This window comes from Clostridium sp. BSD9I1, assembly GCF_900185645.1.
In the GTDB taxonomy this organism is placed as follows: Bacteria; Bacillota; Clostridia; order Clostridiales; family Clostridiaceae; genus Clostridium_AK.
Map to the genome: position 1 here is coordinate 185,309 of NZ_FYAM01000004.1, position 24,695 is coordinate 210,003.

At 32.9% G+C, this 24,695-nt stretch carries 21 protein-coding genes, 1 other RNA gene, 1 pseudogene, 2 riboswitches and 1 other annotated feature; of the genes and pseudogenes, 22 read left to right on the forward strand and 1 reads right to left on the reverse strand.

What is annotated here, in order from left to right:
* The first annotated feature begins 15 nt into the window (after positions 1 to 15).
* The 16 genes and pseudogenes from gap (at position 16) to BSD9I1_RS01465 (ending at position 17,879) form a co-directional block, all read left to right on the forward strand.
* Positions 16 to 1,023 carry a type I glyceraldehyde-3-phosphate dehydrogenase gene (gene gap, locus BSD9I1_RS01390; RefSeq protein WP_186428801.1) on the forward strand — a complete coding sequence of 336 codons (1,008 nt, stop codon included), beginning with the start codon at positions 16 to 18 and terminating at the stop codon, positions 1,021 to 1,023.
* Positions 1,024 to 1,121: 98 nt separating this feature from the next.
* Positions 1,122 to 2,318, forward strand: a complete 1,197-nt coding sequence (pgk, locus tag BSD9I1_RS01395) for a phosphoglycerate kinase (RefSeq protein WP_186428802.1) — start codon at positions 1,122 to 1,124, stop codon at positions 2,316 to 2,318.
* A gap of 19 nt (positions 2,319 to 2,337) precedes the next feature.
* Complete coding sequence (tpiA, locus tag BSD9I1_RS01400) at positions 2,338 to 3,084, forward strand: triose-phosphate isomerase (protein WP_186428803.1); 747 nt, start codon at positions 2,338 to 2,340, stop codon at positions 3,082 to 3,084.
* 20 nt (positions 3,085 to 3,104) lie between these two features.
* Entirely contained in the window at positions 3,105 to 4,652 is a 1,548-nt protein-coding gene (gene gpmI / locus BSD9I1_RS01405) for a 2,3-bisphosphoglycerate-independent phosphoglycerate mutase (protein ID WP_186428804.1), read from the forward strand.
* Positions 4,653 to 4,688: 36 nt separating this feature from the next.
* Positions 4,689 to 5,984 (forward strand): phosphopyruvate hydratase, encoded by a 1,296-nt coding sequence (gene eno, locus BSD9I1_RS01410; protein ID WP_186428805.1) that lies wholly within the window; start codon positions 4,689 to 4,691, stop codon positions 5,982 to 5,984.
* 245 nt (positions 5,985 to 6,229) lie between these two features.
* On the forward strand, positions 6,230 to 6,457 hold the full coding sequence (secG, locus tag BSD9I1_RS01415) for a preprotein translocase subunit SecG (protein WP_186428806.1): 228 nt from the start codon (positions 6,230 to 6,232) through the stop codon (positions 6,455 to 6,457).
* Between the two features lie 33 nt (positions 6,458 to 6,490).
* Positions 6,491 to 8,512 (forward strand): sodium-translocating pyrophosphatase, encoded by a 2,022-nt coding sequence (locus tag BSD9I1_RS01420; RefSeq protein WP_186428807.1) that lies wholly within the window; start codon positions 6,491 to 6,493, stop codon positions 8,510 to 8,512.
* Between the two features lie 220 nt (positions 8,513 to 8,732).
* The gene (rnr, locus tag BSD9I1_RS01425) at positions 8,733 to 10,979 is read left to right on the forward strand and encodes a ribonuclease R (protein WP_186428808.1); all 2,247 of its coding nucleotides are present in this window, start codon (positions 8,733 to 8,735) and stop codon (positions 10,977 to 10,979) included.
* Between the two features lie 198 nt (positions 10,980 to 11,177).
* Positions 11,178 to 11,648: an SsrA-binding protein SmpB gene (gene smpB / locus BSD9I1_RS01430; RefSeq protein WP_186428809.1), complete on the forward strand. Its 471-nt coding sequence runs from the start codon at positions 11,178 to 11,180 to the stop codon at positions 11,646 to 11,648.
* A 174-nt stretch (positions 11,649 to 11,822) separates the two neighbouring features.
* Positions 11,823 to 12,176, forward strand: a transfer-messenger RNA (tmRNA) gene (gene ssrA, locus BSD9I1_RS01435).
* 162 nt (positions 12,177 to 12,338) lie between these two features.
* Positions 12,339 to 12,980, forward strand: a complete 642-nt coding sequence (locus BSD9I1_RS01440; RefSeq protein ID WP_186428810.1) for a YukJ family protein — start codon at positions 12,339 to 12,341, stop codon at positions 12,978 to 12,980.
* An 82-nt stretch (positions 12,981 to 13,062) separates the two neighbouring features.
* A pseudogene (locus BSD9I1_RS01445) lies at positions 13,063 to 14,160 on the forward strand (RNA ligase RtcB family protein).
* A gap of 119 nt (positions 14,161 to 14,279) precedes the next feature.
* A riboswitch (cobalamin riboswitch) is annotated at positions 14,280 to 14,452 on the forward strand.
* A gap of 107 nt (positions 14,453 to 14,559) precedes the next feature.
* On the forward strand, positions 14,560 to 15,435 hold the full coding sequence (locus BSD9I1_RS01450; RefSeq protein ID WP_186428811.1) for a radical SAM protein: 876 nt from the start codon (positions 14,560 to 14,562) through the stop codon (positions 15,433 to 15,435).
* 175 nt (positions 15,436 to 15,610) lie between these two features.
* The gene (locus BSD9I1_RS01455) at positions 15,611 to 16,588 is read left to right on the forward strand and encodes a diaminopimelate dehydrogenase (protein WP_186428812.1); all 978 of its coding nucleotides are present in this window, start codon (positions 15,611 to 15,613) and stop codon (positions 16,586 to 16,588) included.
* A 199-nt stretch (positions 16,589 to 16,787) separates the two neighbouring features.
* Complete coding sequence (locus BSD9I1_RS01460; RefSeq protein WP_035304867.1) at positions 16,788 to 17,015, forward strand: TIGR04540 family protein; 228 nt, start codon at positions 16,788 to 16,790, stop codon at positions 17,013 to 17,015.
* Positions 17,016 to 17,228: 213 nt separating this feature from the next.
* Positions 17,229 to 17,879 carry an acetate uptake transporter gene (locus tag BSD9I1_RS01465; RefSeq protein WP_186428813.1) on the forward strand — a complete coding sequence of 217 codons (651 nt, stop codon included), beginning with the start codon at positions 17,229 to 17,231 and terminating at the stop codon, positions 17,877 to 17,879.
* A gap of 92 nt (positions 17,880 to 17,971) precedes the next feature.
* Here the strand turns inward: BSD9I1_RS01465 and BSD9I1_RS01470 are convergent, their stop codons facing one another.
* Positions 17,972 to 18,952, reverse strand: a complete 981-nt coding sequence (locus tag BSD9I1_RS01470; protein ID WP_186428814.1) for a methyl-accepting chemotaxis protein — start codon at positions 18,950 to 18,952, stop codon at positions 17,972 to 17,974.
* A gap of 425 nt (positions 18,953 to 19,377) precedes the next feature.
* Between BSD9I1_RS01470 and BSD9I1_RS01475 the strand changes: the two genes are divergently transcribed.
* The 6 genes from BSD9I1_RS01475 to BSD9I1_RS01500 all read left to right on the forward strand — a co-directional run bounded on the left by BSD9I1_RS01475 (position 19,378) and on the right by BSD9I1_RS01500 (position 24,686).
* Positions 19,378 to 20,163: a motility protein A gene (locus BSD9I1_RS01475; RefSeq protein ID WP_035304873.1), complete on the forward strand. Its 786-nt coding sequence runs from the start codon at positions 19,378 to 19,380 to the stop codon at positions 20,161 to 20,163.
* Between the two features lie 25 nt (positions 20,164 to 20,188).
* The gene (locus BSD9I1_RS01480; protein WP_186428815.1) at positions 20,189 to 20,905 is read left to right on the forward strand and encodes a flagellar motor protein MotB; all 717 of its coding nucleotides are present in this window, start codon (positions 20,189 to 20,191) and stop codon (positions 20,903 to 20,905) included.
* Between the two features lie 87 nt (positions 20,906 to 20,992).
* Positions 20,993 to 21,248: a binding site (T-box leader), on the forward strand.
* A gap of 49 nt (positions 21,249 to 21,297) precedes the next feature.
* Positions 21,298 to 21,777 carry an Lrp/AsnC family transcriptional regulator gene (locus BSD9I1_RS01485; RefSeq protein ID WP_035304875.1) on the forward strand — a complete coding sequence of 160 codons (480 nt, stop codon included), beginning with the start codon at positions 21,298 to 21,300 and terminating at the stop codon, positions 21,775 to 21,777.
* Positions 21,774 to 22,937, forward strand: coding sequence for an aminotransferase class I/II-fold pyridoxal phosphate-dependent enzyme (locus tag BSD9I1_RS01490; protein WP_186428816.1), 1,164 nt, complete (start codon positions 21,774 to 21,776; stop codon positions 22,935 to 22,937). Before BSD9I1_RS01485 ends, BSD9I1_RS01490 begins: the two co-directional genes overlap by 4 nt.
* A 79-nt stretch (positions 22,938 to 23,016) precedes the next feature.
* A riboswitch (SAM riboswitch) is annotated at positions 23,017 to 23,128 on the forward strand.
* 128 nt (positions 23,129 to 23,256) lie between these two features.
* Positions 23,257 to 24,159 carry a methylenetetrahydrofolate reductase [NAD(P)H] gene (gene metF, locus BSD9I1_RS01495; RefSeq protein WP_186428817.1) on the forward strand — a complete coding sequence of 301 codons (903 nt, stop codon included), beginning with the start codon at positions 23,257 to 23,259 and terminating at the stop codon, positions 24,157 to 24,159.
* A 71-nt stretch (positions 24,160 to 24,230) separates the two neighbouring features.
* Positions 24,231 to 24,686, forward strand: a complete 456-nt coding sequence (locus BSD9I1_RS01500; protein WP_186428818.1) for an S-ribosylhomocysteine lyase — start codon at positions 24,231 to 24,233, stop codon at positions 24,684 to 24,686.
* Positions 24,687 to 24,695 lie beyond the last annotated feature (9 nt).

Sequence of the window (24,695 nt, forward strand, 5' to 3'; positions counted from 1 at the left end):
AGGAGGAATATTTTTATGGTTAAAATAGGTATTAATGGTTTTGGAAGAATAGGTAGAAATGTATTTAAGGCATTAGTTAAGAATTATGCAGATCAGTTAGAGGTTGTTGGAATAAATGACTTGACAGATGCAAAGACATTAGCGCATTTATTAAAATATGATTCATTATATGGAAAATTTGAAGGTACTGTTGAAGCTAAAGAATCTTCAATCGTAGTTAATGGAAAAGAAATAAAAATATTTGCTGAAAGAGATCCTAAAAATTTACCATGGGGAAGTCTTGGAGCTGACATAGTAATAGAATCAACAGGACTATTTACTGATGCAGAAAAAGCTAAGGCTCATATTGAAGCAGGAGCTAAAAAAGTCCTTATTTCAGCACCAGCTAAAAATGAAGACATAACAGTAGTTATTGGAGTTAACGAAGAAGAATATGATCCAGCAAATCATCACATTATATCAAATGCTTCATGTACAACAAACTGTTTAGCTCCATTTGCTAAAGTTTTAGATAGAGAATTTGGAATAGTAAAAGGATTAATGACAACAATTCACTCATATACTGGAGATCAAAGATTATTAGATGCTCCACATAGAGATCCAAGAAGAGCAAGAGCTGCTGCAGAATCTATGATACCAACAACAACTGGAGCTGCTAAGGCTGTTGCATTAGTATTACCACAATTAAAGGGAAAATTAAATGGATTTTCATTAAGAGTTCCAACTCCAACAGTATCATGTACAGATTTAGTTGCAGAGCTTTCAAAAGAAGTTACTGTAGATGAGGTTAACGCAGCATTCAAGAAGGCATCAGAAACTGATATGAAAGGAATACTTGGATTCTGTGAGGAACCATTAGTATCTATAGATTTCAGAGGAGATGAAAGATCATCAATAATTGATGCTATGTCAACAATGACTATAGAAGGAAATATGGTTAAAGTTATCTCTTGGTATGATAATGAATGGGGATATTCAAATAGACTTGCTGATTTAACTAAATATGTAGCAGATAGACTATAATTTTAAATTATAGCTAAACAATAAACTAAAGGAGGGTTTTGATTGTAGTTATGGCTATAAGGCAAAACCCTTTTTAATGTAAGGAAAGGATGATAACTATGGCATTTGATAAAAAAACTATTGAAGATATAGATGTTAAAGGAAAAAGAGTCCTTGTAAGATGTGATTTTAATGTTCCTATAAAGGATGGAAATATAACTGATGAGAATAGGCTTTTAGGAGCGCTTCCAACTATTCAATATCTTATGAATAATGGTGCAAAAGTAATACTTTGTTCACATATGGGTAAGCCTAAGGGAGAAGTTAAAAAGGAATTATCTTTAGAACCTGTAGCTAAAAGATTATCAGAGCTTTTAAACAATCAAGTAAAATTTGCGGCAGATGATACTGTAGTAGGAGAAAATGCTAAAAGGGCAGTAAGCGAAATGAAGGATGGGGAAATAGTCCTTCTTGAAAATACAAGATTTAGAAAAGAAGAAACTAAAAATGAAGAAGGTTTTTCAAGAGAATTAGCTTCACTAGCAGACGTATTCGTAAATGATGCCTTTGGAACAGCTCATAGAGCGCACTGTTCTACAGTAGGAGTTACTGAATTTGTACAGGTATCTGTATGTGGATATTTAATCCAAAAGGAGTTAAAGTTTTTAGGAGACACGGTGGAAAGTCCAGAAAGACCATTTGTTGCGATACTAGGAGGGGCAAAGGTTTCAGATAAGATAAATGTTATAAATAACCTTTTAGATAAAGTAGATACTTTAATAATTGGTGGAGGTATGGCGTATACTTTCTTAAAAGCACAGGGATATACAATAGGAAATTCCTTAGTAGAGGAAGATAAACTGGAGTATTCTAAAGAGATGGTTGAAAAGGCCAAGGAAAAGGGTGTAAAGTTTATGCTTCCTGTGGATCATGTAATAGCAGCAAAATTTGATGCTTCAGCAGAGCCTGTAACTACAGAAAATGAAGATATCAAAGAAGGACATATGGGATTGGATATTGGACCAAAGACAGCTAAGATGTATGCTGATGAAATAAAATCTTCAAAGACTGTTATTTGGAATGGACCTATGGGAGTATTTGAATTTGAAAACTTTGCTAAGGGTACCTTAGAAGTTGCAAAGGCTATGGCAAATTCCAATGCAGTTACTGTAATTGGTGGAGGAGATAGTGCAGCTGCAGTTAATCAATTAGGCTTTGGAAATGAAATGACTCATATATCAACTGGAGGGGGAGCATCTCTTGAATTCTTAGAAGGAAAAGAGCTTCCAGGAATAACAGCATTGAGCAATAAGTAATTAGAAAGTGGTGAAATCAATGAGAATTCCTATAATTGCAGGTAATTGGAAAATGCATAATACCATAGATGAAGCAATTAAGCTTGTGGAAGAATTAAAACCTATGGTTAAGAATGCGAAATGTGAAGTAGTAGTATGTCCGACATTTGTATGTTTACATGCAGTGAAAAAAGCTGTAGAAGGAACAAATATAAAAGTAGGAGCACAAAATATGCACTTTGAAGAAAAGGGTGCTTTTACAGGAGAAGTTTCTCCACTAATGCTTCAAGATATGGGTATGGATTATGTAATAATTGGGCATAGTGAAAGAAGGCAATATTTCAATGAAACAGATGAAACAATAAACAAAAAAATAAAAGCTGCATTTGAACATGATTTAACACCTATATTATGTGTAGGAGAAACCCTAGATGAAAGAGAAAGTAATATAACAGAAGAAGTTATAGCAAGACAAGTAAAGCTTGACTTAGCTAATATCTCAGGAGAATTAGTAGAAAATATTGTTATAGCATATGAGCCTATTTGGGCTATAGGCACAGGTAAAACAGCTACATCTGAAGAAGCAAATGAAACTATAGCGTTTATAAGAGGTATAATAGGAAATATATATGGTAAAAATGTAGCGGATAAGGTGAGGATACAATATGGAGGCTCTGTTAAACCTGCTACTATTAATGAACAAATGTGTATGTCTGATATAGATGGAGCTTTAGTTGGAGGAGCGAGTTTAAAAGCAGAAGACTTTGCAGCTATAGTAAACTTTTAAGGTGTAGTAGGGGGAAAAAGATGAATAAGAGACCAGTAATGCTCATGATTTTAGATGGATTTGGATTAACAAATAACATAGAGGGCAATGCTATAGCTAAAGCTAATAAGCCTAATTTTACAAAGTATTTTAATAATTATCCACATACAGAACTTGAAGCAAGCGGGTTAAGCGTAGGACTTCCAGAAGGACAAATGGGGAATTCTGAAGTAGGGCATTTGAATATAGGTGCAGGAAGAATAATATATCAGGAACTAACACGAATCACAAAAGAAATAAAGGAAGGAAACTTCTTTAAAAATTTACAAATAAATGAGGTAATGGATAAGGCCATTGAAAATAAGTCTTCATTACACCTATTGGGACTACTTTCAGATGGCGGTGTACATTCTCATATAGATCACCTTAAAGCATTAATAAAGCTAGCTAAGGAAAAGGGACTAAAAGATGTGTATGTTCATGCGTTTTTAGATGGAAGAGATGTACCGCCATCTTCAGCAATAGAATATATTGAAGATTTAGAAGATTATATGGCTGAAATAGGAATAGGTAAAATAGCTACAATTTCTGGTAGATATTATGCTATGGATAGAGATAAAAGGTGGGAAAGAATCAATCTTGCTTATAATGCAATGGTACTTGGAGAAGGTGAGGAGTCAAAATCCGCAATAGAGGCAGTACGAAAATCATACCATGATAACAAAACAGATGAATTTGTACTTCCTACGGTGATAATAAATGGTGATAAGCCTACAGGGATGATTCAAAATAATGATTCTGTAATCTTCTTCAATTTCAGACCAGATAGAGCAAGAGAGATTACTCGTGCAATAAACGACGAGGTGTTTGATGGATTTAATAGAGAAACATTAAATCTCAATTTTTTAACAATGACTATTTATGATAAATCTATAGAAAATGTTAGAGTAGCTTATAAACCTGAGAGTTATAAAAATACTTTAGGAGAATATGTAAGCAGTTTAGGACTTAAGCAGCTAAGAATTGCAGAAACAGAAAAATATGCACATGTAACATTTTTCTTCAATGGTGGAATAGAATATCCAAATGAAGGTGAAGATAGAGCGCTTATCCCATCTCCAAAGGTTGCAACTTATGATTTGCAGCCTGAAATGAGTGCTTATGAAGTTACAGAAGAGTTATTAAAGAGATTGGATACAAATTTATATGATATGATAATTTTAAATTTTGCTAATCCTGATATGGTAGGGCACACAGGAGTAATTGATGCAGCTAAAAAAGCTGTAGAAGTAGTAGATGAGTGCATGGGTAAAATTGTAGATAAAGTTTTATCGATGGATGGTAGTGTATTTGTAACTGCTGACCATGGGAATGCAGAACAAATGATGGATTTTTCCACAGGAGGAGCGTTCACTTCTCATACTACAAATCATGTTCCCTTCATGTATATAAGTGGTGATGCTAATTCTAAAAGTTTTATAGAAGGTGGAGTTCTAGCGGATATCGCTCCAACAATGCTCACAGAGATGGGAATTTCTATTCCTAAGGAAATGACAGGTAAAGTATTGTTTAATTTAGAAAATAATTAAAATACAACAATAATTAATATTTAGGAGGCTTATAAAATGAAAAGTTATGTAGAAATAGTAGATGTAGTTGCAAGACAAATATTGGATTCAAGATGTAGTCCTACTGTAGAAGTGGATGTAGTACTTGAGGATGGTACTATAGGAAGAGCGGCAGTACCTTCAGGAGCTTCAACTGGAATGTTTGAAGCGGTTGAATTAAGAGATGAAGATAAATCAAAATATAATGGTAAAGGTGTATTAAAGGCTGTAGATAATGTAAACACACTAATAGCTCAAGAACTTATTGGAATGAATGTATTTGATCAAGTTTCAATAGATAATACTATGATTGAGTTAGATGGAACTGAAAACAAGGGAAAGCTTGGTGCCAATGCTATGCTTGGTGTGTCACTTGCTTGTGCTAAAGCTGCAGCAGAATATCTTGGATTAGGTCTATATCAGTACATAGGAGGGGTTAATTCAAAGGTTCTTCCTGTTCCAATGATGAATATAATAAATGGAGGAAAGCATGCTGATAACAACGTAGATCTTCAAGAGTTTATGATTATGCCAGTAGGTGCTAGAACATTTGCTGAAGCTTTAAGAATGAGTTCAGAGGTTTACCATTCATTAAAATCAATACTCAAATCAAAGGGATATGATACTGGAGTAGGTGATGAAGGTGGATTTGCTCCAAATTTAAGCTCCAATGAAGAGGCTATACAAGTTATAGTAGAAGCTATAGAAAAAACAGGATATACTCCAGGAAAAGAGATTTATATAGCACTTGATCCAGCATCCTCAGAAATATATGAAAATGGAAAATATAATTTAGCAGGAGAAGGAAAGGTTTTAACTCCAGCTGAAATGGTTGAATACTATGCAAAGCTAGTTGAAAAGTATCCTATAATATCCATAGAAGATGGTATGGCAGAAGAGGATTGGGAAGGTTGGAAACTTATCACTGAAAGACTTGGAGATAAGGTTCAGCTAGTAGGAGATGACTTATTTGTAACAAATACCAATAGACTAAGCACAGGCATAGAAAAGGGAGTAGCAAACTCCATACTTATAAAATTAAATCAGATAGGAACTTTAACTGAAACATTAAATGCTATAGAAATGGCTGAAAGAGCAGGATACACTGCAGTAATATCTCATAGATCAGGGGAAACGGAAGATACAACTATAGCTGATCTTGTTGTAGCTGTAAATGCAGGTCAAATAAAAACTGGTGCTCCAGCAAGAAGTGAAAGAGTAGCTAAATACAATCAGCTATTAAGAATAGAAGAAGAACTTGCTGATATGGCAGAATATAGAGGTCTTAAGGCGTTTTATAATATAAAAAGATAATAAATAAAGAAGTATGACAAATGGGAGGTTCAGGGAAACTTGAATCTCTTAATTTATATAAAATTTATGAATATGTGACTAAAATGGAATTAAATGGATATAATAAGGAATGGCCTTGTATTTCAGCGTATTTACATATTATAGTAAGTTGTTGAAAGAATGAAGTTATGCTACAATTAATAAAAGATATATATAAAACTGGGGAAAAATATTAAAACTAACAAAAAGATAGAGGAGGTAGAAGGATGAAAAATACATTGACAATTTTACAGGTTATAGTGTCAATTACACTAATAATATCTGTACTTGCACAGCCGGCTAAGACTCAGGGATTTAGCTTGCTTACAGGAGCATCAGACACTTTTTATGCTAAGAATAAAACAAAAACTTTTGAATCAACTATGTCAAAGCTTACAGTAATATGTTCTATATTATTTGCTGTAATAACTGTATCTTTAAACGTAATTAAGTAAAATTATTTACAAAAGTCAGGGGGATATGATTATATGGATAATTACTTAATTTATACTGTTGGAGCTGGAGTTATAGCTCTAATATTTGCTTTCTTTTTAAGTAGTTTTATTTCAAAGGAAAGCGACGGCAATGAAAGAATGAGGGAAATTTCTGGTTATATTCATGAAGGTGCTATGGCTTTTTTGAAAACAGAATATAGGTATCTTACGGTATTTATAATTGTAGTTGCTGTGGCGTTAGCTTTATTTGTACAGTGGGCAACTGCGGTGTGTTTTATAATAGGAGCTCTTTTTTCGATTTTCGCAGGATACTTTGGTATGAACGTTGCTACTAAGTCAAATGTTAGAACTGCAGAAGCAGCAAGACATAGTCAAAATAAGGCTCTAAACATTGCCTTTTCAGGCGGAGCTGTTATGGGAATGTCTGTGGTAGGATTAGGGCTTATAGGAATTGGGTTATTGTATATGTTATTTGAAGGAGATATGAATGTCATAACAGGATTTGGGCTTGGTGCAAGTTCTATAGCTTTATTTGCTCGTGTTGGAGGCGGAATATATACAAAGGCAGCAGATGTAGGGGCTGACTTAGTTGGAAAAGTAGAAGAAGGTATTCCAGAGGATGACCCAAGAAACCCTGCGGTAATAGCTGATAACGTTGGAGATAACGTAGGTGATGTAGCGGGAATGGGTGCAGATCTTTTTGAGTCCTATGTAGGTTCAATAATATCTGCACTTACTTTAAGCTCTGTAATCTTTTCCAATAAGGAAGGTGCAATTTATACACTCTTACTATCTGCAGCAGGTATTATAGCAGCTATAGTAGGAGTGTTGGTTGCAAGGCAAAGTAAAGCAGCTAACCCTCAAAAGGCATTAAATAGCGGAACTTATATTAGTGGTATTATAGTAATAGTTGTAGCTGCAATACTTAGTAATGTGATTTTTGGAAACTTAAAGGCCTTTGCTGCAATTACTGCAGGGCTTGTAGTAGGAATGCTTATAGGAAAAATTACAGAAATATATACTTCTGGAGATTATGGATATGTTAAAAAGATTGCTCGTCAATCAGAAACTGGACCAGCGACTACTATAATTTCAGGACTTGCGGTAGGAATGCAGTCGACTATGTGGCCTATAGTTTTAATAGGAATTGGTGTGCTTGCATCATTTTTTATAATGGGTGGAGCTAATGATGTAAGTATGGGTCTTTATGGTATAGCTCTTTCTGCAGTGGGGATGCTTTCTATAACTGGTATTACTGTAGCAGTAGATGCTTATGGGCCAATAGCAGATAATGCAGGTGGTATTGCAGAGATGTCTCATCTTCCACATGAAGTTAGAGAAATAACAGATAAACTTGATTCAGTAGGAAATACAACAGCAGCAATAGGTAAGGGATTTGCAATAGGTTCAGCAGCATTAACAGCACTTGCATTATTTGCTTCCTATGCACAAGCTGTACAAATAACTACTATAGATTTATTAAATCCAATTACTTTAGTTGGAATGCTCATAGGATCAATGCTTCCATTCTTGTTTGGAGCACTTACTATGGAATCTGTAGGTAAAGCAGCCAATGAAATGATAGAAGAAGTAAGAAGACAATTTAAAACTATACCTGGAATAATGGAAGAAAAAGCAAAACCAGATTATAAGAAATGCGTAGATATATCAACAGCAGCAGCTATAAGAGAAATGATTCTTCCAGGAGTGCTTGCTATAGTGATTCCTTTAGCTATGGGATTACTTCTTGGAAAAGAAGCTCTAGGTGGCTTTATAGCCGGAGCAGTAGCTACAGGAGTACTAGTTGCAATACTTATGGCAAACTCTGGTGGAGCCTGGGATAATGCTAAAAAGTATATTGAAAGTGGAGAGCATGGTGGAAAAGGAAGCTTTGCTCATAAGGCAGCAGTGGTAGGTGATACTGTTGGAGATCCATTTAAGGATACTTCAGGACCGTCTATGAATATATTGATAAAACTTATGACAATAGTTTCACTTGTATTTGCACCAGTAATTTTAAAGTACGGCGGTATACTACTTGAATTATTTAAATAAAAGATTAGGGATTTAGCTTAAGCTAGGTCCCTTTTTATATAAATATTATTTAAGATATTCAGTTGACATGTGGATAAAATTGCTATAGCATGAATGTAAATCCAATGACATTTAGAATTTGAAGAATACTTTATTAAATATAGAATAACTTTAATGTTTACTAGTAAGAATATACATATAGGTATATTTTTCGTAGGCATATATAAAAGGAGGTAAATAGATGAACTTACAAGAAACTATAGTTGAATTTATGAAAGAACAGGCATACAAGCCTATGGATGCTAGAGAGCTGTCCAGAATTTTTGATATAAAGAAAAGTGACTATGAGGACTTTTTAAAGACATTAGATTACATGGAAAAGGATGGACTTATAGTTAGAACAAGAACAGAACATTATGGAGTTCCAGAAAGAATGGGGTTAATAGTTGGAAAGCTTCAAGGACATCAAAAGGGATTTGGATTTTTAATACCTGAAGTAGATAGACCGGATGTGTTTATACCTTCATCTAACATGAATGGAGCTATGCACGGTGATAGGGTAATGGTAAAAGTATTAAGGGAAGAAGATGGAGGTAAAAAGTGCGAAGGGGAGATAATAAGAATAATAGAAAGAGCAAATAAAAATGTTATAGGTATATTTGAAGAAAGCAAAAACTTTGGATTTGTGGTACCGGATGAAAAAAGAATGTATCAAGACATTTATGTGCCAAAGGAAAAAGCTAAAGGAGCGAAGACTGGAGACATAGTTATAGTAGAAATACTAAAGTGGCCAGATACTAGAAGAAGCCCTGAAGGTAAAGTTGTAGAAATATTGGGTAAAAAGGGAGACCGTGGAATAGATATTTTAACTATAATAAAAAAATATAGACTTCCAGAAGAGTTTCCTCCTAAAGTGCAAAGCTATGTCGATAAAATTCCTGAAGAAATTCCAGAAGAAGAATATGAAAAACGTACTGATTTAAGAAATTTAAAAATTGTAACTATAGACGGAGAAGATGCTAAAGATTTAGATGATGCTATATCTATTGAAAAGTTATCTAATGGAAACTACAAGCTTGGAGTTCATATTGCAGATGTATCTCATTATGTAAAAGAGAAGAATCCATTGGATAAGGAAGCCCTAAAGAGAGGAACCTCTGTATATTTAATAGATAGAGTTATACCTATGCTTCCTAAAAAGCTTTCGAATGGAATGTGTAGCTTAAATCCTAAAGTTGATAGGCTTACATTGACCTGCATGATGGAAATAGATAGAAGTGGTAAAGTAGTGGATCATGAGGTTTTTGAAAGTGTAATAAAAACCAGTGAGAGAATGACTTATACAGATGTTACTAAGATACTTAGAGATAAAGATGAAGAACTTATGCAAAGATATGATTATTTGTTAGAAGAATTTAAGACTATGGAAGAGCTTTGCAAAATACTTTATAAAAAGAGAATTGATAGAGGGGCTATAGATTTTGATTTTGAGGAGTGTAAAATAACTTTAGATCAAAATGGCAAGCCTATAAAAATTGAACCTTATGAAAGAGCTATAGCAAATAGAGTTATAGAAGAATTTATGCTTGTATGTAATGAGACCATTGCAGAGTATATGTTTTGGGCAAACGTTCCATTTGTATATAGAATTCATGAAGATCCAGATATAGAAAAATTAACACACTTTAATGAGTTTGCTCATAATTTAGGTTATGTAGTAAAGATGACACAGGAGATTCATCCTAAGTCTCTTCAGGGAATCGTGGAAAAAGCTAAAGGTACAAGAGAAGAGACTGTAATAAATACATTGCTTCTTCGTTCTTTGAAGAAAGCAAGATATGCACCAGAATCTGTTGGCCATTTTGGATTAGCAGCAAGGTATTACTGCCATTTCACATCACCTATAAGGAGATATCCGGACCTCATAATACACAGAATAATTAAAGAATATATAAATGGCAAGATTAATGATAAGAGGATAAATAAGCTCACTGACGAGGTGTCCGTAGCATCAATACAATCTTCCGAAATGGAAAGACTTGCAGATGAAGCTGAAAGAGAAGTAGATGATTTAAAGAAAGCAGAATATATGAGTGAAAGAATAGGAGAGGTTTATGAAGGAATAATTTCTTCTGTTACAGCATTTGGTATGTTTATAGAATTACCTAATACCATAGAAGGACTTGTTCACATAAGCACGCTAAATGATGATTATTATATATATGATGAAAAGCATTTATGCCTTATAGGGGAAAGAACTAAGAAGAAGTATAAGTTAGGGGATGCAGTAAGAATTAAAGTTGATAAAGTTGATATAGATGCACATGAAATTTTCTTTGAATTACTAGATCAAGAATCAGAAGATGATGAAGATTTAGATGGCAATGCTATAGTAAACAATAGTGATAGTCAGCATGAAGAATTACAGAAAGAGGAAGTTCAAGAAGCAGTGCTTCCAGTAGCAGAGTACTTTGAAGAAAACGAATAGGAAATTGCTGAAATTCAGTAGATAGTAATGAAATTTTTAATGTTCAAGTGTATGGAATTTGCATTGTAGCAAGCTTTCCTAGATGCAAATCCCATACATCTGGTTTAGCATTAAAAACGGTATGAAGCTTGACTTTTAGTAAAATTTGTAATATAATATTGTTTTAAGAAGTACCATAAATAAAGTAGGTGATACCTAGTGGCAAAGAAGACAGTAAATAAGACATTAGCTGAAAATAGAAAAGCAAGGCATGATTATTTTATAGAAGAAGTTTATGAAGCTGGAATAGAACTTGTAGGAACAGAAGTCAAGTCCATAAGAGGGGGGAAAGCTAACTTAAAGGATTGCTATGCTGAAATAAGAAATGGTGAAATATTTGTCTGTAATATGCATATAAGTCCTTATGAACAGGGAAATATATTTAATAAAGATCCTTTGAGAAATAGAAAGCTTTTACTTCATAAAAGGGAAATTCTTAAGCTTGAACAATTTACTGCTCAAGAGGGTTATACATTAGTTCCACTATCATTATATTTAAAGAATGGTAGAGTTAAGGTTAGCTTAGCTGTAGCTAAGGGTAAGAAAAACTATGATAAGAGAGATTCTATGCTTGAGAAGGCAGCAAAGAGGGATATTGAGCGTGAATTAAAAGAAAGATCAAAATATTAGATAAAGAAATTAAGATTTTCTTTAATTAATCAATTTATCTAATAATTACTATTGATAAATAATAAAAATTGTTGTATCATAATAACTGTAAGATAACTCAAAGCTAAATTGTCACTGATAACTAAAACGAGTTGTCAGCAAGTTCTTTGAAAAATAAAATATTAATTAAATTATGGGGGCGTACATGGTTTCGACGGGGGTAAGTTGCCCCTGAGAAGCGAGTCGAGGGTCCTGGACCCGCGTTAAAAAACTAGGAAAAATATAAACGCAAACGATAATTTAGCGTTAGCTGCCTAATTAGCGCAGCTCGTCCTACCCGGGAGGCCTACGGCTTGGGATTAGGGCGTCATTTAGTAGGGAACCGAGCTCTACAAAGCTTTGAGTAGAGAACGGAATTTATGAAGCTACTGAAGTTTAAAGCCTGTTAGTGGGCGTTAAACCTAGGGAATTTTAAAACACTATCTGCACTCGGAGATGCTCAGGAGTTACTACTTTCGGACAGCGGTTCGACACCGCTCGCCTCCACCAAACCCGATAATTTCAGCCTGGTTACCCACCAGGCTTTTTATATTTTTTGAAAAATTATTAGAGAGTATATTATCAAAAAACAAATTTATCACTTTACTTACATAGCTTTTGATATTTTTATAAACAATAAGTATATGATATGCAAGTAAGGAGATGAAAATTATGGATATAAGTTATGGTTTGTTGAAATGTACAATTCTAGAAACTACTGCAATAAAGGGAGATAGTCCTCATTTCCATATACATGTCATTGCTGATGGAATACACTTTAGAATTGCCATAAATATAAAATCTGAAACGTATCCTTATGATTTGCTTTATTATATTGATGATGACTTTCAGAATGAACTTACGGCCAAACTATCAGAAATACCTTTTGGATTTTATCCAATTGGTCCAAATATAAAGAAAGACTACGGTCTTGACTATATTCGTGGGAATTTACTCAATATAAAAAATATGGAGCCGTTGCCGGATGTGCTTCCTGGTCCTGATAATGATTTAAATGAAAAGATTCGTAACATTACACATAAAGTTCTTGAAAATCCAGAAACTATTTTGTATGTTTTTGGAAGGCGGTGGGGACCTGAGGGTAGTAAAGATAAATACTTTCATTTCACTCCAAGTGATGGTATACATTCTATTCATATGAATCAAGAAATAAATCAATTTCAAGAGAATCCTGATAATAGTTGGCAGGATGGAGGCTTATTAATAAATTTTGTTTCAGAAGATAAGTGGAAGGCCATTTTTTTAGCTTTTCAAGCTTATCATAATGGAAGTGAAGAGATTAATAATGCGTAATATGGCATAAATAAGAATTAAAGATAGCCTAAGATGAGAAAATAAAACATAAAATAAATACATTATAATTAAAGGAGTATTTATGGATAATATAGTTAAAGTAATAAAAAGTGAAAAGTCGTGGATGGAAAGTAACGCTATTGATCAACTTAAGAAAGTAGCAGAGCTTGATGGAGTAGTAAAAGCTGTTGGACTACCTGATCTTCATATTGGTAAGACTCCAGTGGGAGCTAGTTTTGTCACGAAGGAAGTAATTTATCCTCATTTAATTGGTAATGATATTGGATGCGGTATGGCTTTGTTTTCAACAAATATAAACAAGGGCAAGTTTAAATTTGATAAAGTTAGAGGAAAACTTGAGAGATTAAATGGACTTGAAAGTATAGATATATCCCATTTAACTGAAGAGATTCATTTGCCTATGAAGGAGGCTCTTGGAACTATTGGATCTGGAAATCATTTTGCAGAGTTTCAGCAAATTGATAAAGTATATGATCAAGACTTATTAGATGAGTTAGATATAAATAAAGGATACATATATCTTTTAGTTCATAGTGGATCAAGAGGTTATGGGGAGTATATATTAAGGAAATATATTGGGGAGTATTCTTGTCAAGAGGGACTTAGAGAAAATAGTGAAGGTTATATTGAATACTTTAAGGAGCATAATAGTGCAGTAGAGTTTGGGGCGTTTAATAGAGAATTAATTGCATATAGGCTTTTAAGTACAATTGGTGCAAAGGATGGGCATAAGCTTTTAGATAGTACCCATAATTCAATAGCTATTAAGGAACTTAATGGAGAAAAACTTTATGTTCATAGAAAAGGTGCAGCGCCTGCAGATGTAGGGTGTGTTGTAATTGCAGGTACTAGAGGCTCTAATTCGTATATTGTTAAGCCACAAGCTAACTCTTTGGAATATGCTTTTTCAGTTGCGCATGGAGCCGGAAGGCGTTGGAATAGACTTTCCTGAAAAGAAAGGCTTGAACATGTATATCCTAATAAGTCTGTGAGGGAAAAACTTTTAGGAAGCAATTTAATATATAGCGATAGAAGTATTATATACGAGGAAGCTCCAGAGGCATATAAAAGCATTGATAAAGTTATAGAAGATATGTTAAATGAAGACATGATAAAAGTTGTTGCAAGTCTAAAGCCTCTCATAACTTATAAAGCTTAACAAGGCCTGACTGCTTGATAAATAGTATATTTAATTTTATTAATTTATATTGCAAGTTGCAAAGTTAAGAACTATAAGCTATAATATTTTATGTAATTAATGTATGATATGAAATAACAATATAAAACATGTAAAAAGGTGCCCGAAAGGGAGAATAGGGAATGAGGTATAAGCCTCAGCGGTCCCACCACTGTAAACGGTAGAACTTTTATAATCCACTGGATTACACCGGGAAGGAAAAAGTATCGTTAGTCCGTAAGCCAGGAGACCTGCCTTTTTCATTATTGCATCTTAGATTTAAGAGGCTATATTAAGAATGATGGCAAAATTCTTGAATACAAATATTTGTATTCAAGAATTTTTTTCTTTTTGTTTAAAAAATTTAATGAGGTGATGGATATGAAGGTTATTAAAAAGCTTGTAAGTTGTGACAATTCTATAAAATATTTATTAAGAATGAAAGACGGTAATACTATTGAAACTTTATATATGTATGATAAGGAATTAAAACTTACTTATCATAGTACAGTATGTGTCTCTTCTCAAGTGGGCTGTGCCCAGGGATGTTTTTTCTGCGCAACAGGAAAACAAGGCTTGGTAAGAAATCTTACCTCGCTTGAAATAACTGAACAGGTAGGTGTTTGTGTTGATTACTGCAAAGAAGCGAAGTTACTGCCAATAGATGCAGTTGTTTTTGCAGGAATGGGTGAACCTTTTATGAATTATGAAAATGTTAGAGATGCCATAATTAGCATATATAACAAATATAAAATAAGCAGTTTTGAAATTGCAACAGTAGGTTTAGCACCGAGAATCCGCAGATTGATAAATGATTTTAAAGATAGTGATGTTAAGATTAGACTTAACTTATCATTACATGCATCGTCAAATGATACACGTAAAAATATAATGCCAGTTACCTTAAAATATGACATAAATTCTATAATTGAAGCAGCAGTTGAATATGCGGAAACATTCAACATAAAGACCAGAATAAGATATATGATATTTAAAGGTATAAATGATACTGACGAGGATGTAAAAAGATTAGAGGGGCTGCTAGAAGATAAGCCATTAAAACTTATAATTTCAGCGTATAATGATAATAATATAGAAGGACTGATTGCGCCACAAGAAAGTGATGTAACAAACTTTTATAATAAACTAAAAAACAAGATAGATTGCGAGATATTCCACAATTTTGGGAAGGACATTAAGGGAGGATGTGGACAGCTTAGACAAGAAAAGATGATAGAAGATGAGGAAGTAGTATAGTTTAACGTTTAAACAGAATTTATTAAAAAGTTATCATAAGAAAATTTTAAATTAAAGATATAGTAAAACAAAAATAATTGTGATAAAATTACCACAAGATAAAGTGTTAAAGCTTTATTAAATTTTAAGTAGACACATAAAGGAGGGGCGACTGGCTTTGCACGCCAGGTATAATATGAATAATAAGATTAGAATAGGTATTGTAGGTTATGGAAACCTTGGAAAAGGTGTAGAATTATCTTTAAAACAAAACCCAGATTTTGAATTAGAGGCTATTTTCACAAGAAGAAATCCTGACAAATTGCAGTCAAATTCAAAAATGGTACATATTTCAGAAATGGAAAATTATAAGGACAAAATTGATGTTATGATTCTTTGTGGAGGATCTGCAACAGATTTACCAGAGCAGGCTCCAGAGATTGCAGCAACATTTAATACCGTAGATAGCTTTGATACTCATGCTAGAATACCAGAATATTTTAATAGGCTAGATGAAGTAACAAAAAGAGCTGGTACTATTGGACTTATATCCGTTGGCTGGGATCCAGGAGTATTTTCACTAAGCCGACTTTTAGGTCAATCAATACTTCCAGTTGGAAAAGACTATACTTTCTGGGGCAAGGGAGTAAGTCAAGGTCATTCAGATGCAATAAGAAGAGTAGCTGGTGTTAAGGATGGTATTCAATATACTATACCTGTTGAATCTGCTATTGAAAGAGTTCGTACAGGAGAAAATCCTGAATTTTCAACAAGAGAAAAACATGAAAGGGTTTGTTATGTAGTGCCTGAGGAAGGTGCCGATTTGGAGCAAATAGAAAATGAAATTAAAAACATGCCAAATTATTTCTCAGATTATAATACTACAGTGAATTTTATAACTGAAGAAGATTTAAAGGAGAATCATAGCGGGATACCTCACGGTGGATTTGTTATTCGTACAGGTGTAACCGGAGAGAATACTAAGCAGAGAATGGAACTTAGTTTAGATCTTGGAAGTAATCCAGAGTTTACTTCTAGTGTGCTAGTAGCTTATGCAAGAGCAGCTTATAGAATGTCCAAAGAAGGTCAATCAGGAGCGCGTACAGTATTAGATATTCCATTTTCATATTTATCACCAAAATCAGGGGAACAATTAAGAAAAGAATTGTTATAGGATAGATTGAAGACAAGTACAATATATAAGTTAAAAGAACACCAATACTAGTATTGGTGTTCTTTGTGAATTTGTAGGATTTAATTAAATAATTTTTTAAAATAAGTTTTTGGGCTTATATGAGTAAATTTTCAGTATTCAAATATTAAAATAATGTTATAATATTTAAAAAAACATATAAAATTAAAGGAGTTTAACTATGAGACTAACTTATAAAAACCCAAGGGAATTAGCAACATGTATAAAGGATTTGGTAGATTCATACTTAGAAGGATTAATTGAGCATGATCCATTTGAAGAAAAGTTAATAAAGCTTATTAACGCTAATAAAGATAGAATTTATAAGGATGATGTAATGTCTGTAAAGATATCTAGCGTTTTAGGAAATTCAAGGATAGATATAATTAATAAAATAATAAATAAGTAAAATAAAAGCCTGGTTTGAGTAGCCAGGCTTTTTATTAAATGTTTTTTGTAAGACTTAACTAGCTTCCAATCAGCATTTATCTTATACAATAGGATACCAATATTTATAGGGTACTAAATATATTGTTAATAAAACCTTTGACAAGCTTAGTAAAATCTGATATTTTATATTGGGAATTTATTAATTTTTTGTAAACATATTAGGAGGAACTAAATGAATACTCAAACACAAAATGTAAAGATTGTAAATGCAGATTCGTCAGCGTTGGGATTATTTGGACTTGCTATGGTAACAATTGTAGCTTCTTCTCAAAAGCTGGGGTTAACAGAGGGTATATCTTATGCTTTGCCATGGGCTATTTTTCTAGGAGGATTTGCACAGTTATTTGCATGTTTTAATGATTCAAAGAGGCAAAATGTTTTTGGAACAACAGCCTTTGGAGCATATGGATTTTTCTGGCTTGCAATTGGTGCTTCATGGATGATAAATGCTGGGGTATTTGGGCAAACTTTGAAGGCGGGTGTAGATCCAAAACAGATTGGCTTTGCCTATTTGGGATATCTAATATTTACTATCTTTATGACAATTGGAGCAATGGAAACACATAAGGTATTATTTACTGTTTTCTTTTTGATTGACTTCTTATTTTTAGGATTAACGCTTTCCTCTTTTGGCATAGCTCATGAATTTACTCATATGTTAGCAGCATATTCAGAGCTGCTTATCGCATTGGTATCTTTTTACGGCTCAGCAGCAGCAGTTTTAAACCCTCACTTTGGCAGGGAGTTTTTACCTGTAGGAAAGCCTTTTGGAGTGTTTAAAAAGTTGAGTGTTAAGGAAGAGGAAATGAAGAAAGCTTCATAGGAAAAAATAACGTTAATAAATAATTAAAAACCACGTTGAAGTTATATACGACGTGGTTTTTAAAATATATAGAAAAAGGTATAATTTTATTTTTATTCTTTGACGTTAATTTTATTTTCTTGAATAAGCTTTTGGCTATAAGAGTCGAGCTCAACCCCTGTTTTATGAAGTTGATTATCAACTACGCTGGCTTGGGCTATGTGGTCAATTATTGAGTTGGTGGTAGTCTTTAGGATGTTATCAACGTTTAGTATTTCCTTAGTCATAGTTTCAATATGCTCTTTTTGAGTAGATACAATATTCATAACTTGTAGTACTTCTTCTTCAACTTGAGCTATAGTAGACAAGCTTTTTTCTACTTTTTCTATAGCATCACTTGAAGCTTTAACTCCCTTTGAAATAACTGAGTTAGATTTATCAGAATTAATTAATACTTTTTTTGTTTCATTTTGAATTCCATGTATTAAGTTAGATATATCCTTTGTGCTTTTTCTAGTTATCTCAGCTAATTTCTTTACTTCACCAGCTACCACAGCGAATCCCTTACCTTGTTCACCGGCTCTAGCAGCTTCTATTGATGCATTTAGTGCTAAAAGGTTAGTTTGACTTGCAATACTTGTTATTAATTGAACAACTTCATTGACTTTATTAAAGCTTTCGGCTAACTCGTTAATGCTACGAGTATTGTTAGCATTTTCGCTTTCTAGGGATTTAATTATAGAATCCATTTCTTCAATGGCCATTTTTCCTTCGTTTGATTTCTGAACTGTATCTTCTGTAATTTTTATAAGCTTATTACTTTCTGTAAATAGATTATCTGTAGAGTCATTTGTAAGGTCAGTTAAACTTGAAATCTTACTCATATGTATTTTTATATTATCTGTAAGTTCAGTTAAGGCATTATGTTGATTATTAACTATTTCATGCTTATCTACAGTTGTTTTTAATAAATCATTTATTGATTCTATAAATTCAATAGTTTCGGTACGAAATTGAGCATCTTTTTCCCTTATCTCATTTAACTCAGTAGAAGAGATTAGCTCATCATTGATTGATTTGTTTTTTCTAATCATTTTTATCCCCCTTAGTTTTAGATGTTATTTATAATGAATTGGTTATTTAGTACCTATAAAGGTAACTTCTAACTTATATTTTATAGTTAATATTAATGATAAGCAATGTATTTCTGATTAGTATAAAACAAAAAAATTAATAATGATAATGTATACATTAAATAAGACTTCATAATATGCTTAAAGAATTTAAGATGATAACCGAATAATAAAACATAATATATATTTAGACCAAGTATAATGGGTGCTTGGTTTGTCTAATACCATGATGTTTTAAATTTCCTCATTAAAAGACAAAAAAACCAAAAAATTTCAAAAGATTACTTCCAATTATTATCAAAACAATGTAAAATGTTATTAATATAATATGACAAAAAATGTATCATATAATAAAAATATCCTATAAGGAGATGGGGGAAAGAGCAATGGATTTGATGTCAATTTATGGTATAGTATTAGCGATTGGATTTATTTTGTTCGGGATACTTTCTAGTGGACAAATAACAACGTTTGTAGATATACCATCTGTACTAATAACTATAGGTGGAACTATAGGTGCACTTTTACTTAGTAGTAAAGGAAAAAATGTTAAAGTATTATTAAAGCTATTTAGAATAGTTTTTAAGGAAAATAAATTTAATAATGTTGAACTTATTACGAATTTTATAGAATGGTCTACAAAAGCCAGAAAAGAAGGATTATTATCGTTAGAAAATACAGTTGAAAGTATTTCAGATCCATTTATAAAAAAAGGAATGATGATGATAGTTGACGGTTCAGAGCCAGATACAATAAAGGGTGTATTAGGACTAAAAATTAGAGGTATAATTGAAAGGCATAAGGAGAATAGAAATATGTTTGATACTGGGGCAGCTCTAGCACCTGCCTTTGGTATGATTGGTACGTTAATAGGGCTTATTAATATGCTTAAGCAATTATCCGATCCATCTAGCATAGGGCCTCAGATGTCTATTGCTTTAATTACAACACTTTATGGATCGTTTATAGCAAATGTAGTTTTTATGCCTATGTCTAAGAAGTTAAAGGCTAAAACCTCTGAAGAAGTATATCAAAAAGAAATGATTATAGAAGGATTATTAGGCATTCAAGCAGGAGAAAATCCAAATAACTTAAAGGAAAGAATGCTTTCATTTTTAGATGAGGAAACTATTAATCAGTTACAATCAACGAGTCAAAGGGGAGAAGAATAAAATAATATGAAGGAGGAAGAGAGCGGTGGCAGACAATTATAATATGGATGATGACGATGAGGGTGGCGGCAGTGAATGGCTTGCAACCTACGGCGATTTAGTTACCTTGCTTCTTTGCTTTTTTGTTTTACTCTATTCGATGTCTGTTATAGATAGTGCAAAGTTTAAACAAGCTGCTGAATCTTTAAACAACATGGGTATAATGTTGCAAACTGGATCCATAAATCCTACCGTAGGCGATTCAATTGCTGATTTAGACGTATATAGAGCTAAAAGTGCTGAAGACCAAATGAATGACATATATAAAGAGGTAAAGGATATTATAGATTCTGGAGGGTTAACAAAGGATGTAGAAGTAAAAAAAGTTGATAAAGGCGTGCTTTTAAGGTTTAAGAATGAGATCTTATTTGATATAGCACAATCAGATTTAAAGCAAAACGCTAAAGATAATCTTAGTAGGCTTGGTAAAGTACTACGAAAACATAATAAAATAATTAAGGTAGAAGGACATACGGATAATATACCTATAAGTAATAGTGAATACAGAAGTAACTGGGAATTATCTACTGCAAGAGCCATAAGTGTTGTTAGATATTTTACTGAAGAACTTCCTAGTGACCAACGATTGAATCCAAAAAGTTTTGAGGTTTCAGGTTACGGAGAATATCATCCAATTGCACCTAATAACACCGAGGAAAATAAGCAAAAGAATAGAAGAATTGAAATAACTATAAGTCAGTAATAATTATATTACAAGAAAAACAATAAAATATATTGAAATTTAAAATTATTCTAGTATAATATATAAAAATGGATAAATTATTGTACATTAAAAACTATGACGGGGAATAGTAAATAAGGTGAAAATTCAAAGCGAATCGGTGGATGGTGAAAGCCCGATAATATAGCTTTATAGAAAGCAGCCCTCGAGTTTCTTATCGAGAAAGGGGAATTGATTTTTTAATTCCTACAATAGAGACAGACGTTTCCTCACGTTACAGAGGATTGGAATTTTTTATTCCAATTGAGGGAGTGCTTTATAGCACTAACTAGGGTGGTACCGCGAAAAGTCTTTCGTCCCTTTATGGGATGGAGGACTTTTTTTATTTTTATTAGATTGGAGGAAGAAGTATTATGGAAGAAATTCTTGAGATTCTAGAGAAAAATAGTAAATACAACGAAGAAGAAATAGCAGTGATGACAGGTAAAACTACTGGAGAGGTAAGGGAAGCTATAGAGAAGTACGAAAAGGATAATGTTATTGTAGGATATACTGCTTTAATTAATTGGGATCAAACAAGTAAAGACAGTGTTATAGCGCTGATAGAGGTAAAAGTAACTCCACAAAGAGGAGAAGGTTTTGATAAAGTGGCAGAAAGAATATATAGATTTCCAGAGGTTAAATCTTGCTATTTAATGTCGGGGGGATTTGATTTAACTGTCATTGTTGAAGGAAAGACTATAAAAGAGGTAGCACTTTTTGTATCAGAAAAACTGGCTACACAAGAGGGAGTTTTAAGCACTGCAACACACTTTATACTTAAAAAGTATAAAGACAAAGGTGTTATATTTGAAGAAAAAGTAAGGGATGATAGGGAGGCTATATTTATATGAAGATAGAAGATATGATTTTACCTAAGGTTAGTAATATGCCACCTTCAGGTATAAGAAAGTACTTTGATATGATAAATGAAATGGATGACGTAATATCTCTTGGAGTTGGAGAACCAGATTTTGTAACTCCATGGAATATAAGAGAAGCCGGCATTTATTCCCTAGAAAAAGGGCATACACACTATTCTTCGAATGCAGGCCTTATTGAACTTAGAGATGAAATTTCATCATATTTAAATAGGAAGTATGATTTAAAGTATAATGCTGATAATCAAATACTTGTTACTGTTGGAGGAAGTGAGGGCATTGATATAGCGCTTAGGGCATTGGTTGCAGAAGGTGATGAAGTTATTATACCGGAACCAAGTTTCGTTGCATATAAAGGATGCACTGTTTTCACTGGTGCTAAACCAGTGGTTATTAATCTTAGAGCTGAAGATGAATTTAAATTAACTCCAGAGTTGCTTGCTCAGGCGATAACTCCAAAGACTAAAGTAGTTATTGTGCCTTTTCCAAATAACCCAACTGGAGCCATTATGACAAGGGAAGAATTATCAGCAATTGTAGATGTTCTTAAAGATAAGGACATAATTGTATTATCAGATGAGATATATTCTGAATTAACTTATGAAGGAGAGCATGTTTCTATTGCAAGCTTTCCGGAAATGTACGAAAAAACTATAGTTATCAATGGTTTTTCAAAATCTTACGCTATGACAGGGTGGAGAATGGGCTATGTTTGTGGACATCGTATATTAATAGATGCTATGAAAAAGATTCATCAATATGCAATTATGTGTTCTAATACAACGGGTCAATATGCTGCTATTGAAGCTTTGAAAAATAGTGATAGAGATGTTCAAGAAATGGTCAGAGAATACAATAGAAGAAGAAGAGTAATGGTAAATGGATTTAGAAAGATGGGGCTTGATTGTTTCGAACCTAAGGGGGCATTTTATTTATTCCCATGTATAAAATCAACTGGGTTAACATCAGATGAGTTTTGTGAAAGACTTCTAATGAAGGAAAAAGTGTTAGCGGTTCCAGGACACGCGTTTGGAGAGTGTGGAGAAGGGTTCATAAGAACCTGTTATGCTTCTTCAATGGATAACATTATGGAAGCACTTAAAAGAATAGAAAGATTTGTTAGAGATTGTTAATATAAAAACTTTGAGGGAAATAAACAAAAGGTTGACATTAATAAAATACACATATATAATCATAAGAAAAACAGAATATTTCTTATCAAGAGAGGTGGAGGGACTGGCCCTGTGAAGCCCGGCAACCGGTATGTATTTTTATAATTCATACAATGGTGCCAATTCCTGCAGCGAAAGCTGGAAGATAAGGATGGCAATAGGCATAAAGACCTAAAGGATATCCTTTAGGTCTTATTTTTTTATTAAGTATACAAAACTTTCAGTGAAAAGCAAAGATTTTAATCTAATAATAAAAAATCATTTATTAGGGGGCTCGAAAATGTATATAAAAGACATATTCTCACGCAAGAAACCGATAATATCCTTTGAGATTTTTCCACCTAAAAAAGAATCTTCAATCGATACTATATATAATACAATTGATGAATTAGCACCTTTGAAACCAGATTATATCAGTGTAACCTATGGGGCAGGTGGAAACAGTGAAACTAGGAATAAGACTGTAGAGATAGCTTCTATTATAAAAAATAAATATAATATTGAAGCACTAGCGCACCTAACGTGCATGACATCTACTAGAGACGAAGTCAATGGAATTTTGAATGATTTAAAAGAAAACAATATTAAAAATGTACTAGCACTTAGAGGAGATTTGCCTCAAGACACAAACTTTAAATTCCCAGAACCTCTTCATTTTAAATATGCAGAAGATTTAATAAAAGATATAAAAAATCATGGGGATTTTTGTATAGCGGCAGCGTGCTATCCGGAGACCCATATTGAAAGCAATAGCGCAGACGAGGATTTTAAAAATCTTAAAAGCAAAGTAAACTCAGGAGTGGATTTTATGATAACTCAATTATTTCTTAATAATAAGTTTTTTTATGACTTTAAGCAAAGGGCAGAGGGTAAGAAAATAAACATTCCTATTGAAGTAGGTATTATGCCTGTGATAAATAGTAAACAAATAGTTAGAATAGCAAGTTTATGTGGTGCACATATTCCAGAGAAATTTACGAAAATAATAAATAAATATATAGATAACCCGCAGGCATTAAGAGATGCTGGGATTGCTTATGCTACAGAGCAAATAATTGATTTGTTGTCTTCAGGAGTAGATGGCATTCACATATATACAATGAATAATCCAGAGGTAGCTAAAAAGATAGTATCTAACATAGATTCTATTGTAAGTGCATTAAATAGTGAGAATAGGCTTTAATGATTTTAAAAACTATTATTTAATATAAGTATAGGTTATATTAATATATGAATTATAGGGAGGAATTTTATATGGAAAAGGTAGAAAGCTTTCAATTAGATCATAGGAAGGTTAGTGCACCATATGTAAGAAAAGCAGGAGTTCTTAATGGGAAAAAGGGTGATAAAGTAACAAAGTTTGATTTAAGGTTTTTGCAACCAAATCAAGAGGCAATGCCAACGGCATCATTACATGCTTTAGAACATCTTCTTGCAGGATATTTAAGGGAGCACTTGGAAAATGTAATTGATTTATCGCCAATGGGATGCAGAACTGGGTTTTACCTTATACTGTGGGGAGATGTAGAATCAACAACAGTAAAAAGTGCTCTTGAAACATCTTTAAAACAAGTACTACAATCAGATGAAGTACCAGCAGCTAATGATCTTCAATGTGGCAACTATAAGGATTTATCTTTATTCGGAGCAAAAGAGTATGCGAGATATGTTTTGGATAAGGGATTTAGTACTACATTTTATAAAGACTAAATTATATAT